The 15,725-nt window shown below is 65.0% G+C and carries 13 protein-coding genes; 4 read left to right on the top strand and 9 right to left on the bottom strand.

Features of this window, described 5'->3' with window-relative positions:
• Positions 1–81: 81 nt before the first annotated feature.
• Entirely contained in the window at positions 82–459 is a 378-nt protein-coding gene (locus tag ACUJB0_RS22180; RefSeq protein ID WP_444847104.1) for a helix-turn-helix domain-containing protein, read from the bottom strand.
• 330 nt (positions 460–789) lie between these two features.
• Positions 790–1,290: a single-stranded DNA-binding protein gene (gene ssb / locus ACUJB0_RS22175; protein ID WP_161085181.1), complete on the bottom strand. Its 501-nt coding sequence runs from the start codon at positions 1,288–1,290 to the stop codon at positions 790–792.
• A gap of 232 nt (positions 1,291–1,522) precedes the next feature.
• Between ssb and uvrA the strand changes: the two genes are divergently transcribed.
• Together uvrA and ACUJB0_RS22165 are read left to right on the top strand one after the other, a co-directional pair.
• Positions 1,523–4,369, top strand: a complete 2,847-nt coding sequence (gene uvrA / locus ACUJB0_RS22170; RefSeq protein ID WP_444847103.1) for an excinuclease ABC subunit UvrA — start codon at positions 1,523–1,525, stop codon at positions 4,367–4,369.
• 118 nt (positions 4,370–4,487) lie between these two features.
• Entirely contained in the window at positions 4,488–5,042 is a 555-nt protein-coding gene (locus ACUJB0_RS22165) for a hypothetical protein (protein ID WP_444847102.1), read from the top strand.
• 4 nt (positions 5,043–5,046) lie between these two features.
• Here ACUJB0_RS22165 and ACUJB0_RS22160 read toward each other — a convergent pair whose 3' ends face one another.
• From ACUJB0_RS22160 to ACUJB0_RS22135, 6 genes are all read right to left on the bottom strand, one after another.
• The gene (locus ACUJB0_RS22160) at positions 5,047–6,855 is read right to left on the bottom strand and encodes a DUF885 domain-containing protein (RefSeq protein ID WP_444847101.1); all 1,809 of its coding nucleotides are present in this window, start codon (positions 6,853–6,855) and stop codon (positions 5,047–5,049) included.
• A 132-nt stretch (positions 6,856–6,987) separates the two neighbouring features.
• A complete protein-coding gene (locus ACUJB0_RS22155; protein WP_444847100.1) occupies positions 6,988–8,508 on the bottom strand; it encodes a carboxylesterase/lipase family protein in 1,521 nt (506 codons plus the stop codon).
• A gap of 116 nt (positions 8,509–8,624) precedes the next feature.
• Positions 8,625–9,242: an HAD hydrolase-like protein gene (locus tag ACUJB0_RS22150; RefSeq protein ID WP_444847099.1), complete on the bottom strand. Its 618-nt coding sequence runs from the start codon at positions 9,240–9,242 to the stop codon at positions 8,625–8,627.
• Between the two features lie 7 nt (positions 9,243–9,249).
• Entirely contained in the window at positions 9,250–10,251 is a 1,002-nt protein-coding gene (locus tag ACUJB0_RS22145) for a hypothetical protein (protein WP_444847098.1), read from the bottom strand.
• 209 nt (positions 10,252–10,460) lie between these two features.
• Positions 10,461–11,078 (bottom strand): TetR/AcrR family transcriptional regulator, encoded by a 618-nt coding sequence (locus ACUJB0_RS22140; protein WP_444847097.1) that lies wholly within the window; start codon positions 11,076–11,078, stop codon positions 10,461–10,463.
• A gap of 100 nt (positions 11,079–11,178) precedes the next feature.
• A complete protein-coding gene (locus ACUJB0_RS22135) occupies positions 11,179–13,047 on the bottom strand; it encodes a phosphoenolpyruvate carboxykinase (GTP) (RefSeq protein WP_444847096.1) in 1,869 nt (622 codons plus the stop codon).
• A 283-nt stretch (positions 13,048–13,330) separates the two neighbouring features.
• Here ACUJB0_RS22135 and ACUJB0_RS22130 point away from each other — a divergent pair, with 283 nt between their 5' ends.
• Complete coding sequence (locus ACUJB0_RS22130; protein WP_444847095.1) at positions 13,331–14,326, top strand: D-2-hydroxyacid dehydrogenase family protein; 996 nt, start codon at positions 13,331–13,333, stop codon at positions 14,324–14,326.
• Here ACUJB0_RS22130 and ACUJB0_RS22125 read toward each other — a convergent pair.
• Positions 14,323–15,090 carry an L-asparaginase gene (locus tag ACUJB0_RS22125; protein WP_444847094.1) on the bottom strand — a complete coding sequence of 256 codons (768 nt, stop codon included), beginning with the start codon at positions 15,088–15,090 and terminating at the stop codon, positions 14,323–14,325. The two genes, ACUJB0_RS22130 and ACUJB0_RS22125, sit on opposite strands and share 4 nt — an antisense overlap.
• Before the next feature lie 128 nt (positions 15,091–15,218).
• On the opposite strand from ACUJB0_RS22125, the gene ACUJB0_RS22120 reads away from it, so the two are divergent.
• Positions 15,219–15,704: an asparaginase domain-containing protein gene (locus tag ACUJB0_RS22120; protein WP_117015400.1), complete on the top strand. Its 486-nt coding sequence runs from the start codon at positions 15,219–15,221 to the stop codon at positions 15,702–15,704.
• Positions 15,705–15,725: the final 21 nt, after the last annotated feature.

Raw genomic sequence — 15,725 nt, 5'->3', positions numbered from 1 at the left:
GTCCGCGAACGGGGCAAGCTGTCAAAGGTTTGTCCCGTTTTGTTTTACATGTTGAGTTCTCCTTTCCGCATTTCCCTTCCCTTAGAGATTCAGAATTTCCAGCATCGCTCGGATTTGGCCTGGCCGCAGATGACCAAGCTTGCCAGCCGCGATGTGCATGAAGACATATTCAGAGGGGGTTGCGGCGAAAGGAATTTCGAACTTGCGCCGAGACTGCTCGGCTGCCAACTGAAGTTCGATGGTGTCGCGCTCGTTAAGCTCTAGGGCATCCTTAAGACGTGTAACGATGCCAGGGGGCGGAGCGCCCTTTCGTCCGGACTCGAGACCACTCAAATATGACTGGTCAATGCCCAACATTCCTGCCAGCTGCTTTTGCGCCAGGTTTCTTTCGCCCCTGATGTGCTGAAGGAATAAGCCGAACGGTGTCACCTGGTTAGCCTCGATAGTTGGGTTTCCCAACCAATTTTATCCCGACTATTTCGCCTACAAAAGCGAAATTTTCATATAAATCAATAGGTTATTTACTTTCGTTAGCCTATCTTTCGCAATGATTTTGCTGAAGGACTGCGGTGAAAGGGTTTGCTCATCAGCACGATGCAGATACGATTTCCCAAGAATGACGGCCGCCGAGTCAGATCAACTGCTTTTTTACGGAAGCTGTTTACACTTTCTCTTAGGTGTACATAAGTGAGCGAATCTTGTTGACGCCGAAAACGTATCAAACGTAAAAAAGCCCCGTAACTTCAAAGAGTTACGGGGCCTTGTTTACAACTCGTTCTGAGGTGTATCTTAGAACGGGATGTCGTCATCCATGTCCGAGAAGTTCGGCGCCGGGCGCGGGGCCGGGCGTGGTGCCGGGGCCGGTGGCGCCATTTGCGGACGCGGGGCCGGGGCCTGGCGCTGCGGTGGGGCTTCGTAGCCGCCGTCATCCATGCCGGCGTCGCCGCCCATGCCTTGACGGCCGCCCAGCATTTGCATCTGCTCGGCGATGATGTCGGTCGCGTATTTCTCGACGCCATCCTTGTCGGTGTACTTGCGGGTCTGCAGGCGGCCTTCGACGTAGACCGACGAACCTTTTTTCAGGTACTGGCCGACGATTTCAGCCAGGCGGCCGAAGAACGAGATGCGGTGCCATTCGGTGAGCTCTTTCTGCTCGCCGGTGTTGCGGTCCTTCGATTTGTACGATGTCGCCACAGCAATGTTGGCGATCGCGTCACCGCTGGGCATGTAGCGAATTTCCGGGTCGCGACCCAGATTGCCGACGATGATGACTTTGTTGACTGATGCCATGTATAAAACTCCTGAGTAACGGCGGCCGCCTCAAGCGGGCTGTTTATGTAATGCGCAAACAGCGATTATAGTCGAACGGGCCGGCCACCCACCAACATTTGCATTGCAACCGCTCAAGAAAATACTGGTATTATATACAGTGCCGCGACGCCCAAGTTCGATCTGGCGCAAGGTCGGCGCATATATTCAAACCCAGCTATAGTAGCGGGTTGACCCGAAAGGCAAAAAATCCATGGAACAGATCCGCATCCGCGGCGCACGCACGCACAACCTCAAGAACATCAACCTCGACCTGCCGCGCAACAAGCTCATCGTGATCACCGGCTTGTCCGGCTCCGGCAAGTCCTCGCTGGCGTTCGACACGCTGTACGCCGAGGGCCAGCGCCGCTACGTGGAATCGCTGTCGGCCTACGCCCGCCAGTTCCTGCAGCTGATGGAAAAGCCGGACGTCGACCTGATCGAGGGCCTGTCGCCGGCCATCTCGATCGAGCAGAAGGCCACCTCGCACAATCCGCGCTCGACGGTCGGCACCGTGACCGAGATCCACGACTACCTGCGCCTGCTGTACGCGCGCGTCGGCACGCCATACTGCATCAACCACCCGGACCACGCGCTGGCCGCGCAGACCGTGTCGCAGATGGTGGACGCCGTGCTGGCCATGCCGGAAGCGACCAAGCTGATGATCCTGGCGCCGGTGGTGGCCAACCGCAAGGGCGAGCACTCCGACCTGTTCGAGCAGATGCAGGCGCAGGGCTTCGTGCGCTTCCGCGTGCAGAGCGGCACCCACGACGCCAAGATCTACGAGGTGGACGACCTGCCCAAGCTGAAGAAAACCGAGAAGCACACCATCGACGTGGTGATCGACCGCGTCAAGGTCAGCGCCGACATCAAGCAGCGCCTGGCCGAGAGTTTCGAGACCGCGCTGCGCTTGGCCGACGGCCGCGCCGTGGCGCTGGAAATGGACAGCGGCGCGGAGCACGTGTTCTCCAACAAGTTCGCCTGCAACGAGTGCGGCTACTCGCTGCAGGAACTGGAACCGCGCCTGTTCTCGTTCAACAACCCGATGGGCGCCTGCCCCGAATGCGACGGCCTCGGCCACATCGAGTTCTTCGATCCCAAGCGCATCGTCGCCTTCCCGAATTTGTCGCTGGCGTCCGGCGCGGTCAAGGGCTGGGACCGCCGCAACCAGTTCTACTTCCAGATGCTGTCCAACCTGGCGGCCTACTACGAGTTCGACCTCGACCTGCCGTACGAGCAGCTGCCCAAGACCGCGCAGGAAGTGATCCTGCACGGCTCGGGCAAGACGCAGATCCCGTTCACCTACGTCAACGAGCGCGGCCGCACCGTGGTCAAGGAGCACGCCTTCGAAGGCGTGGTCACCAACCTGGCGCGCCGCTACCGCGAGACCGACTCGATGGCGGTGAAAGAGGAACTGGCCAAGTTCATCAACGAGAAGAAATGCCCGTCGTGCGACGGCGCGCGGCTGCGGGTCGAGGCGCGCTACGTCAAGGTCGGCACAGGCAAGCAGGAAAAGGCCATCTACGAGATCGCCGAGAAGCCTTTGCGCGACACGCTGTCCTTCTTCGAGCAGCTCAAACTGAAGGGCGCGAAAAAGGAGATCGCCGACCGCGTGGTCAAGGAGATCATCTCGCGCCTGCAGTTCCTCAACAACGTCGGCCTGGACTACCTGTCGCTGGACCGCAGCGCCGACACCTTGTCCGGCGGCGAGGCGCAGCGCATCCGCCTGGCCTCGCAGATCGGCTCCGGCCTGACCGGCGTGATGTACGTGCTTGACGAGCCGTCGATCGGCCTGCACCAGCGCGACAACGACCGCCTGATCGAAACGCTGAAGCACCTGCGCGACATCGGCAACAGCGTGCTGGTGGTGGAGCACGACGAGGACGCGATCCGCACCGCCGACTACATCGTCGACATGGGCAAGGGCGCCGGCGTGCACGGCGGCGACATCATCGCCCAGGGCACGCTGACCGACATCCTGAAGAACAAGAATTCGCTGACGGCCCAGTACCTGAAAGGCACGCTGAAGATCGCCGTGCCGAAGAAGCGCCACGTGGCCGACCCGGACAAGCAGCTGGTGATCACCGGCGCCACCGGCAACAACCTGAAGAAGGTCAACCTGCACCTGCCGGTCGGCCTGATGACCTGCGTGACCGGCGTGTCCGGCTCCGGCAAGTCCTCGCTGATCAACGACACGCTGTACCCGGCGCTGTCGCGCCACCTGTACGGCTCGCAGACCGAGCCGTCGCCGCACGACGCCATCAGCGGCCTGGAGCACTTCGACAAGGTGATCGCGGTCGACCAGGCGCCGATCGGCCGCACGCCGCGCTCGAACCCGGCCACCTACACCGGCCTGTTCACGCCGATCCGCGACCTGTTCGCCACCGTGCCGACCGCCAAGGAGCGCGGCTACAGCGCCGGGCGCTTCTCGTTCAACGTCAAGGGCGGCCGCTGCGAAGCCTGCCAGGGCGACGGCGTGATCAAGGTCGAGATGCACTTCCTGCCGGACGTGTACGTGCCGTGCGACGTCTGCCACGGCAAGCGCTACAACCGCGAGACGCTGGAAGTGCAGTACAAGGGCAAGAACATCACCGAGATCCTCGACATGACGGTCGAGGACGCGCACGAGTTCTTCAAGCCGGTGCCGCTGATCGCGCGCAAGCTACACACGCTGCTGGACGTGGGCCTGGGCTACATCAAGCTGGGCCAGAGCGCCACCACCTTGTCGGGCGGCGAGGCGCAGCGCGTCAAGCTGTCGCTGGAGCTGTCCAAGCGCGACACGGGCCGCACGCTGTACATCCTGGACGAGCCGACCACCGGCCTGCACTTCCACGACATCGATTTGCTGCTGAAGGTGATCCACCGCCTGCGCGACCAGGGCAACACGCTGGTCATCATCGAGCACAACCTGGACGTGATCAAGACGGCCGACTGGATCGTCGACCTGGGACCGGAAGGCGGCGCGGGCGGCGGCAAGATCATCGCCGCCGGCACGCCGGAAGAAGTGGCGGCCAACCCCGCCAGCGTGACCGGCAAGTACCTGGTGCCGCTGCTGAAGTAAAGCGGTCGCCGCCGCGCAACGCGGCGGCGCCCCTCCGCTCACCCATCTTGATTTGGGGCAATTCGCCCCGCGCCAGCCTCAAGGACAATGCAGCAATGCATCTTCCTTGGGGACTGCCATGTCATTCAATAAAAAACACTACCTGCCCATCGCCGCACTGGCGGGCGCCACGGTGATCGCGGTGGCCTCGCTGATGGCCTACAAGGCGCGCTCGGAGCGGCAGCAGGTCGATTTCATCACCCAGTTCTACAGCAGCTACCTCGGCGAGACACGGCGCGCGCCACCGCCACCCGGCACCTTCTACTCCACCGAGCTGGAAGACCTGCTGGCCACCAACCACGAGCTGTGCGGCAAGCTGGCGCGCAACGACGAGATCTGCGGCTACGACGCCGATGGCGACGTCCTCCTGAACCTCGGCAAGGCCGGCTTCAAGGCGGCCTACGCGGGCAACGGCAACGTCGATGTGTCCTTCAACGCCGTCCTCGGCCAGGGCGACAATTACCGGCGCAAGATACGCTTCGTGCTGACGCTGGAGGATGCCGGCTGGCGTGTGGACGATATGCTGTTCGGCGCCAACACGTTACGGGGCGACGTCCAGCATGAAAATGAAACGCTGCTGGCCCGTACCCGGACCAGCAGCGGCACGACAACAAGGGCGGCGTCGCCGCCCTGAGCGCTTACTGCGCGGTGACGCGGGTTTGCTTCTGCTTCTCCGCGCTCACCCAGTCCTTGATGTGCGACTCCAGCACGTCCATCGGCAACGCGCCCGCGCCCAGCACCTGGTCGTGGAAGGTGCGGATGTCGAAGCCGGTGCCCAGCTCCTTGCGCGCGTAGTCGCGCAGCTCGAGGATCTTCAGCTGGCCGATCTTGTAGCCCAGCGCCTGGCCCGGCCACACGATGTAGCGGTCGGTCTCGCTCTGCACTTCCACTTCCTCGATGCCCGAGTGGTCGTGGAAGAAGTCCACCACCTGCTGGCGGTTCCACTTCTTGTAGTGCAGGCCGGTGTCCACCACCAGGCGGATCGCGCGCAGCATCTCGTCCTGCAGGTGGCCGTAGTAGCTGTACGGATCCTTGTAGAAGCCCAGCTCCTCGCCCAGCCGCTCCGAGTACAGCGCCCAGCCCTCGGCGTAGGCGGTGTAGTTGCCCTGCTGGCGGAAGGTCGGCAAGCCTTCGATCTCCTGCGCAATGGTCAGCTGCATGTGGTGGCCCGGCACGCCTTCGTGCAGCGCGGTGGTCTCGATGTCGATGGTCGAGCGGTGCGCGAAATCGCCGGTGTTGACCATCACGCGGCCGGCGCGCTTGCCGTCCGGCGAACCGGGCATGTAGGCCGCGGCGGACGCGCCCTTCTCGCGGAACTCCTCGACCGGCTTGATTTCCACTTTACCCTTCGGCAGCACGCCGAACTGCTGCGACAGCTGGGTGTACATCTGGTCCGTGTATTTCTGGTACAGGTCGATGATCTCCTGGCGCGATTTCGGATGCAGCTCCGGCTTGGCGGCCACCGCCTTGTTGAAGCTCTTCAGGTCCTGGTAGCCCAGCTTCTGCGCGGTCGCCAGCATCAGCCCTTCGATGCGCTTGACCTCGGACAGGCCCAGTTGATGGATCTCTTCCGGCGACATGTCGGTGGTGGTCGCGGACTTGGCCTTGTACGCGTAGCGCGCCGCGCCGTCCGGCAGCGACCACATGCCGACGTCCATGCGGCCATACGGCGCGTACTTGGTCTTGGTGTAGACCGCCAGCTTCTTGTAGGCCGGGATCACGTCCTTTTGCACCGCCGCCAGCACCTCCTTGCTCAGGCGCGCCTTGTCGGCGGCCGAGAACTCTTTCGGGAATTTTTTCAGCGGCTCGGCGAACGGCGAATCGGCCGGCTTCATGGCCGCCACGTCCTCGCATTGCTTGACGATTTTCGGGATCAGGAATTTCGGCGGCATCAGCTTGTCGTGCACGCCGTTCTCCATCTGCACGCGGGTCTGGTCGAACAGCTTGGGCAGCGTGTGCAGGCGCGCGATGTAGTCCTCATAGTCCTTGACGGTCTCGAACGGCAGCGCCGACACCAGCTGCGGCGTGTCGATGTGGATGCCGGAGTTCTGCGCCAGCGGCATCTCCCATTCCTTGAAGCGGCCGCCTTCGACGTTCTGGCGCAGCTGGCGCACCATCAGTTCGCGGTTCAGCTGCTCCTGCAGCGGGAAGCCGGTGGTGTCGATGGCCTCGAAGCGCTTGAGGAAGTCGGCGGTCACCTTGAGGTCGGCGTCGATGCCGGCCTGCGAGAAGTCCGACCATCTGTCGTTGTAGCGCTTGTCGCCCAGCAGCGACGCCCATTCCGGGCTGGAGCGCATCGTGTATTCCCACTGTTCCTTGATCAGGGAGTTCAGCGCCTCGCGGCGGCCGGCCAGGTCGGGTGCCGGGGTGTCGGCATGGGCCACGCCCAGGATCAGGGAAAACAACAGGGCGCTGGCGACGCCGATACGGGTGGTTGCAGTTGTCATGTCTAGAGGCCTATCGGAAAAATGTTGAGCATGCACTGTATGCCGCCCCGCCGCGCCGGGCGCGCGGATTGAGACGGAATGTTAAAACACGGTCATGGAATGCATTTTTCGCGGATCGGCAGGACTGGCCGGCTAGTCCCTGCGCAGCGGTCCAGTCTCGCTCAAGTCCGGCAGCGGATGGGCCTTGAGCTGCGCCGCGTCGCCGATGCGCAGGATGGACGTCGCGCCGCCGTCGTAGGCCGGCCAGGCCGGCAAGCCCTTGCCGTTCGGGCTGCCCGTGCGGGCGAAGTTGACCCAGGTGTCGGCCAGCCTGGCCGCCAGTTGCCGGTCCGCCGCGCTCCACGTGCGCTTATCGGTGTGGAGATTGTCGAACACGTAGGGGATCTCCGCGCCATGGCCGGCGCCGCAGCCGTAGCCGCATGGCGTGGCCGGTTCGGCCGGCTGGTGGGCGAAGAAGTAGGCATAGGCCTTGGAGCGGCCGTGGCGCGCCTGCAGCCCCGCCCAGTGCGTCATGCGCCAGCCCCACCAGTCGTTGGTCAGTTGCACGATGGAGGCGCGGGCCTGGGCATCCGTGGCGCCGGGATAGGCGGCCAGCAGCGCGGCCGACGGCGGATGGCCCACCAGCCTGGCCACCAGCTCGCGGTGGCCGGCCGCCGTGAAGTCGCCGGTGCCGAGGATTTCCGGCGCCAAGTCCTTGCCCTCCTCGGCGTTCCAGCCGACCAGCAGCGGCACGTCGTTCTGGCGGTGGTTGCGGTACATCGTGGTCAGGTCTTCGCGCAGCACGTGGCCGTCGACCAGCGTGCGCGGCGACCAGGGCAGCTTCTGCAGGGCGGCGGCGTCCATCGCGCGCAGGTCGGCCAAGTGCGGCGCGAGCGCAGCGCCTTGCGCCTCGGCGGTCTTGCGGTCGAACTGGGCGTCCTCGGCGGGTTCGATGGGCATGGCGTCGTTGCCGCTTTCCGCGATGGCGCGCTGGAACAGGCCCTTGGCCAGCGGCGACGCCACCAGGATGGCGACCGACTCGCCGCCAGCCGATTCGCCCACGATGGTCACACGGGACGGGTCGCCGCCGAAGGCAGCGATGTTGTCGCGCACCCAGCGCAGCGCGGCGATCTGGTCCTGGATGCCCTGGTTGCCGGAAGCATGGTCCGGCGATTGCGCCGACAGCTCCGGATGGGCCAGGAAGCCGAAGATGCCGAGCCGGTAGTTCAGCGTGACGACGATGGCGCCGCGCCGGGCCAGGTTGGCGCCGTCGAACAGCGGCACCGCAGCCGTGCCGCCGTAGTAGCCGCCGCCGTGGATCCAGACGATGACCGGCAGCCTGGCCGCGCGCGCGGGCGCCCACAGGTTGAGGTAAAGGCAGTCTTCGCTTTTCGGATTGGTGACCCAGGGCGCGGACTGCGCGCACGCGGCCGAGAACGCACGCGCCTGCCGCACGCCCGTCCATGGCGCCACCGGCTGCGGCGCCTGCCAGCGCAGGGCGCCCACCGGCGGCGCCGCGTAGGGGATGCCGAGGTAGCTCCGCATGTCGCCGTCGCGCAGGCCGGCGATGGCGCCGCCCGTCACGCCGACCGGCGCGGTGGTGGCTTGGGTGGCATGGGCAGGCAAGGCCGCCGCGCATACAGCGGCAAGGGTGATCGCACGGAAAGGCGTCATCATCGTTCTCCAGGTTGCCGTGCCGCGCACGGGGGAGTGCGCAAGACTACCTGCTTTCCGCGCCGGCGCAGGTATGAATTTCCCCAACCGGGCTTTCGAAATTTAACAACACCGGCCTAGGCGAGCAGTTCGTCCACCTGCCGGAACACGCGCGCCGGCCGCTCGGCGATCAGCGCCTCGATGTTGTTGAAGCCCCAGGCCACGGCGCCGAAGTCGATGCCGGCTTCCGCCGAGACCTTGGCGTCGCGGATCTCGTCGCCGATCAGCAGCGTGTGCTCGCGCGCCACGCCGGTGGCGGCCAGCACCTTGCGGATCTTGGGCAGCTTGCCGAACAGCGAGGCGCCGCATTCGAAGCGGCAAAACAGCGCGGCCAGTTCCGGCCCCAGCACGTTGACCACGTTGTCGCGCGAGTTGGAGCTGACCACGGCCAGCAGCACGCCGCGCGCCTTCAACGCGCGCAACACCTCGGCCATGCCGTCGAACAGGCGGATGTCGGCCACGCCGCGCCCCATCGCCGAGCGCATGAAGGTGGCGATGGCCGGCACCTTCCACAGCGGGATCTCGTGCAGCGCCATCATCTGGCGGGCGTCGAGCTGGCGCAGCGCGTGGTGGCGGCCGCGGTCCATGCGCCGGAAGCCGTACTTGTCGGCGGCCTGGTCGAACACGTCGAGGAACACCGGCAGGGTGTCGGCCAGCGTGCCGTCGAAATCGAAGATGATCAGTTGGGGAGTCAAACCGGCGCTACGCAATCTCGAGGTCCGATAGCGGAAAATCGCGATGGCCGGTATGCAGCGGTTCGGCGCGGATGGGCGCGACCGGCGCGCCGGCGCCGCCGTCGGTCATGCGGCGCACCTTGTCCACCAGCGCCAGCGTGGCCGCCGGCGTGTGCTCGCTTTCGAGGATGGCTTCCATGGTGCGCAACATGATCCAGGGATCGATGTCTTCGCGCCGTCCGGCCGCGTCCTCCGGCGCCACGGTCTTGACGCGGAAATGGTACTGGCCCTGCTGCAGCTGCTGCTTGACCAGCGCGGTGATGTAGCCGGCGTCGGCGCGCGCGGCGCGCGGCTTGACCAGGTTAAAGGTCGGCAGCGCCTGGCGCGGTACGTCATGCAGCAAGGCGGCCTGCCAGATATCGTTGGGCAAAGTGGCAAAGACGTGGCGCGGGTCGTAGCGTTCGCGCATGCGCTCGAGCACATCGCGCGACAGCACCACGCTGGCGCCGCTGACGAAGGTCAGGCCGTTGAAGGCTTCCGGCCCATTGAGCCGGGCCAGCGGTCCGGCGTAGCAGTTGACGGGATCGAGCCGGTCGAGCACCGTGCACAGGCCGCGGAAATCGACCACCGAGGTCACCGTGGTCTGGTACAGGAAGAAAGGCCCTTCGCGGTTGCGCAGCACGTAGTCCTGCGCCAGCACCTGCCGGTAAATCCAGCGCGCGTTCTCGGATTGCGACCAGACGCCGCTGTTGCTGTAGCCGGCGTCGCCCTGGAAGCCGTCGCCGATGCCGACCAACAGGTCGCGGCCCTCGGACACGACCTCGCCGCGTCTGAGCTTGTTCGACCAGCGCGGGAAAATGAGTTCGATGCCGGGGAAGTGGGTCGCGTAAAACTCCCACAGCGCGCGGGCGCGCCGGAACACCGGCAGCTCGTCGCCATAGCCCATCATGACGACCAGGTCGGGACGTTGGGTTTGCGCGATGCGCTCCAGCAGGCTGGCCTGTTCGCCGGTGTGGGTTTTGATTTCCATCGGCCGATTGTAATCAAATTCCCCGGCTTAAAACAGCATAAAGTCGTCGTTGTTATTTGGCAGCGACCTGAGCGTGCGGCTAAAGGGCCGGCACAGCAGGTAGATCGCGAGCGGCAACAGGAACAGGACGGTTTTCATAGCGGGCTCCAGTTTTCGCACATGTGTGCGAAATTAGTTTCAAGAAAACCGCAGACGGGCTGCGGCAGGGTTTATTCCATGTCGTTGAAGCTTTTGTAGGTCGAGATCAGCCGGCTGAAGGCGCGCTGCATGTGGCGCCTGGCCTGCTCGTCGCGCAGGAAACGGGTGTCGTGGATCAGCCCCACGATCAGGCTGTAGATTTCGTAGACCAGCTGGCCGGCGTCGGTGTCGGGCCGCAGGTGGCCCAGCTCCATCGCCTGCAGGATGGTCTTGCGCAGCGCGGCGCGCCAGGCCGCCACGCCCTGCTGCAGGCGGTCGCGCAGCGGGCCGTCCTGGTCGTCGAACTCGAAGGCGCCGGCGCTGTACAGGCAGGCGTTGCGCAGGCTCTCGTCGCAGGCGCGCTGCGACCAGGCGGCGACGATGGCCAGCAGCCGCGGCAAGCCCTTGGGCTGCTGCAGCGCCGGCAGGAACACCTGCTGCGAAAAGCGGCGGTCGTATTCGTCCAGCACGGCGGCCTGCAGCGTCTCGAGCGAGCCGACGCGCGAAAACACGCCGCTCTTGCTGATGCCGGTGCGCTTGGCCAGCTCGCCCAGCGACAGCTTGCCGATGCCGTCGGCCGCCGCCATGTCCAGCGCGGCGTCGATGATGGTGGCGAAGGTGGCTTCGCTTTTGGCGGTCAGGGTGTCCATGGACCGAACTTTAGCACACCCGTGCGAAACTGCAAGCAAAAAAATCCCCGTGTGCCATGGCATGCGCACACGGGGATTTTTTCGGTCTCCTCCGGCCGGCTTATCGTGCCAGGCGCTTCTCCAACTCAGCCTTGACGGCGGTCAGTTCGGTCGGCAGATGGTAGGCCAGTTTGGCGAACAGTTCATCGTGCAGTTTCAATTCTTCGCGCCAGGCGTCCTTGTCGATCGAGGTGATCGTTTCGAACTCTTCCGGCGAGAACGGGATGCCGTCCCACTTCAGGTCGCCGAAGCGCGGGGTGGTGCCGAAGATGTTCTCGACGCCGCCTGCCTTGCCTTCGATGCGTTCCAGCATCCACTTCAGCACGCGCATATTGTCGCCGAAGCCAGGCCACACGAAGTGGCCCTGCTCGTCGGTGCGGAACCAGTTGACGCAGTAGATCTTCGGCAGCGCGGCGGCGTTGATCTGGCCCAGCTTCTCGCCCATGTTCAGCCAGTGCTGGAAGTAGTCGCTCATGTTGTAGCCCATGAACGGCAGCATCGCGAACGGATCGCGGCGCACCACGCCCATCTGGCCGGCGGCGGCGGCGGTGGTTTCCGAACCCATGGTCGCGGCCATGTACACGCCTTCGACCCAGTTGCGGGCCTCGGTCACCAGCGGCACGGTGGTCGAGCGGCGGCCGCCGAAGATGAAGGCCGAGATCGGCACGCCGGCGGGGTCGTCCCAGGCCGGATCGATCACCGGGTTCTGGGTGGCGGCCACGGTGAAGCGGGCGTTCGGGTGGGCGGCCTTGGTGCCGGAGGCCGGCGTCCAGTCCTTGCCCTGCCAGTCGATCAGGTGCGCAGGCGCTTCCTTGGTCAGGCCTTCCCACCAGATGTCGCCGTCGTCGGTCAGCGCGACGTTGGTGAAGATGGTGTCCGAGCCCAGCGAGGCCATGCAGTTCGAGTTGGTGCGGGTGTTGGTGCCCGGCGCCACGCCGAAGTAGCCGGCTTCAGGGTTGATCGCGTACAGGCGGCCATCGGCGCCCGGCTTGATCCAGGCGATGTCGTCGCCGATGGTGGTGACCTTCCAGCCGTCGAAGCTGGCCGGCGGGATCAGCATGGCGAAGTTGGTCTTGCCGCAGGCCGACGGGAAGGCCGCCGCGACGTAGTGCTTCTTGCCTTCCGGCGATTCAACGCCGAGGATCAGCATGTGTTCGGCCAGCCAGCCCTTGCCGTCAACGGCGGCGGCCTGGTGGCCCATGTTGGAGGCGATGCGCAGCGCGAAGCACTTCTTGCCCAGCAGCGCGTTGCCGCCGTAGCCCGAACCATAGGACCAGATCTCGCGGGTCTCCGGGAAGTGGACGATGTACTTGGTGGCGTTGCACGGCCATGCGACATCCTTCTGGCCGGCGGTCAGCGGCGCGCCGACGGTGTGCACGCACGGCACGAACTCGCCGTCGGTGCCCAGCACGTCGTACACGGCCTTGCCCATGCGGGTCATGATGCGCATGTTGACCGCCACGTATGGCGAGTCCGACAGTTCAACGCCGATGTGGGCGATCGGCGAGCCCAGCGGGCCCATCGAGAACGGCACCACGTACATCGTGCGGCCGGCCATGCAGCCGTCGAACAGCGGGTTGAGCGTGGCGCGCATGTCGGCCGGGGCCATCCAGTTGTTGGTCGGGCCGGCTTCTTCCTTGGTGTTGGAGCAGATGAAGGTGCGGTCTTCGACGCGGGCGACGTCGGTCGGGTCGGAGCAGGCCAGGTAGGAGTTCGGACGCTTTTCCTGGTTCAGCTTTTTCATGGTGCCGGCGGCAACCATCTCGCCGCACAGGCGGTCGTATTCTTCCTGCGTGCCGTCGCACCAGTAGATGCGCGCCGGCTTGGTCAGGGCGGCGATCTCGGCCACCCAGTTGATCAACTTTTGCTGCTTGATGTAAGCTGGGACGTTGAGCAGTGCTGCAACGCCACCCATGACGGGTTGATTCATACTACCTCCAATGCTAATTAAAATTCTGCGGTGCGGCAGGATCGTCGTCAGCTTTTGGCTTGCGCTCAGTAGCCCATTCGAAATGGGTCGGCGGTGTCACGGCGGTCTTGCGCGGCCCGGATTCATGATCGACAGGCCTGTTTTTTGAGGCGATTGTACACCCGTCAACAGCCGTTCCAATCAAAAATGTAGGAGAATTAGTTGAGTAAAGTAGTAAGCTATTCAGGTTCTCTTGCAAGCTGTTATTTCCCTACGAAATTCCCCATAAGATCGGTTATCTCCCATGAAAATTGCGATTCTCGACGATTACCAGAATGCCACGGCCACGCTCGCTTGCTTTGATTTATTGCGTGGACACGACGTTAAAGTGTTCAACAACTCGGCGCGCGGGCTGGGCCAGCTGGCCATCCGGCTGGCGCCGTTCGACGCGCTGGTGCTGATCCGCGAACGCACCGTGCTCAACCGTGCGCTGCTGGCCAAGCTGCCCAACCTCAAGCTGATCTCGCAGACCGGCAAGCTGGCCGGGCATGTCGACGTCGAGGCCGCCACCGAGCTGGGCATCGCGATCGCCGAGGGCGTCGGTTCGCCCACCGCGCCGGCCGAGCTGACCTGGGCGCTGATCATGGCGGCCGCGCGCAAGATCGTGCCGTACGCGACCAATTTGAAAGACGGCCTGTGGCAGACCGCGTCCATCAATCCGCAGTTGAACGGGCTGGGCGTGGTGCTCAAGGGCCGCACGCTGGGCATCTGGGGCTACGGCAAGATCGGCCAGATGGTGGCCGGCTACGGCCGCGCATTCGGCATGAAGGTGGTGGTGTGGGGCAGCCAGTCCAGCCGCGACAAGGCGGTGGCCGACGGCTACGCGGCGGCGCCCTCGCGCGAGGCGCTGTTCGGGGAATCGGATGTGCTGAGCCTGCACCTGCGGCTGCATCCGGACACGCGCGGCATCGTCACCGCCGAGGACCTGGCGCGCATGAAGCCGACCGCGCTGTTCGTCAACACCAGCCGCGCCGAGCTGGTGCAGCCGGACGCGCTGGAGCAGGCGCTGCCGCAGGGCCGGCCCGGCTACGCGGCGCTGGACGTGTTCCCGTCCGAGCCGCTGGCGGCCGACAGTCCGCTGCTGCGCATGCCGACCGTGCTGTCCACGCCGCACCTGGGCTATGTGGAGCAGGACAGCTACGAGCTGTACTTCCACCACGCGTTCAAGAACATCGTCGATTTCGCGGCCGGCCGCTGCGACAAGATCAACAATCCCGGCTACCTGGCCAACGCGCGCTAGTCGGCCTGCTCGGGCACTTCCGGCAGGCCGGTCAGGTTGATGCGGGGCGCGGGCATGGCGTGCACCTTGCTCCACAGCCCGGCCCAGCCGGGCGGCCAGGCGATGTCCGGCCCGGGGTACGGCGGCAAGGTGGCGCGCACCGGCACCACCGGCACCGGCGGCATGTCAATCAGCGGGCCGCCGTCGGGACGCTGCATGTCCAGGCTGTACATATAGCCCGGCAGCAGCGCGTCGCACACGTTGGCGAACCAGGCGGTGTGGTCCTCGTCGCGGCCCAGCGCCTGCGCCAGGCCCTGCGGGTCGAAGCGGGCCAGCGCGTGGACCAGCTCCTCGGTGGTGGCGCCGGGCGAGTCGCCCCAGCCCATCACCGGATTGACGTTGTAGTCCGCGCCCGAGCCGTACCAGCCCTCGCGCCACGAGCGCTGCATCCAGTCGCGCTGGCCGGTGAACAAATGCCAGCGCCAGTGCAGCCCGGACGGCTTGGGCCAGGAATACAGGTACAGCCGCTGGTAGCCGGCCTGGTGCAGCGCGCGCACCAGCGCCATCAGGCGCGCGTGCGGCATGCGGTCGGGCGGGGCGCGGCGGAACAGGATGGCCTCGCCGTCGGCGAACTGCACCTCGTCGGTGGACAGGTTCAGGTCCAGCGTCCGCGCCTCGCTGCCGAAACGGGCCGAGATCCAGCCGGTCAGCAGATTGACCGACGTGATGACGCCGTAGCCGCGATGGCGGTGGAAAATGACGGTTCCGGGGGCAAGGGCTTTCATGGGATCGAAACGAACAAAGAAACCAGTGTAGACATAGTATGCCCAAGTTTCCAGCCCATGGCGGGACTCTTTTCACGTAGCGGTTTGGGTTATGATGCAGATCATTTTAATCAGCTTGAGCTTTCATCATGACCCTGCGCATCCTCGCCACCGGCGGTACCTTCGATAAACACTACAACGAACTGAACGGCACCCTGGGCTTTGCCGACAGCCACGTGCCGGCGCTGCTGGCGCGCTGCCGCCTGACGGTGGACGTGGCGCTGGAACAGTTGCCGCTGATGGATTCGCTGGACATGGTGGACGCCGACCGCGAGCGCATCCTGGCCTCGTGCCGCGCCGCCAGCGAGAAGGCGATCGTCATCATCCACGGCACCGACACCATGCCGCAGACCGCCGCTGTGCTGGGACCTGCCGGCCTGGGCCAGACCATCGTGCTGACCGGCGCCATGATTCCCTACGAGATCGCCAATTCCGACGCGATGTTCAACCTGGGCTTCGCGGCCGGCGTGGCGCAGACCCTGCCGCCCGGCGTGTACGTGGCCATGAACGGCAAGATTTTCGCGTGGGATAACGTGCAGAAAAACAAAGCGGCTGGAGTGTTCCAGCCGCTTTGAGGCAAAGCCACCCGGCTGCGC

Source organism: Duganella caerulea (genome assembly GCF_040362985.1).
Classification (GTDB): Bacteria; Pseudomonadota; Gammaproteobacteria; order Burkholderiales; family Burkholderiaceae_D; genus Rugamonas; species Rugamonas vulcania.
The sequence above is the reverse complement of the archived record's forward strand: the minus strand, read 5'-3'. Positions and strand labels throughout refer to the sequence as shown.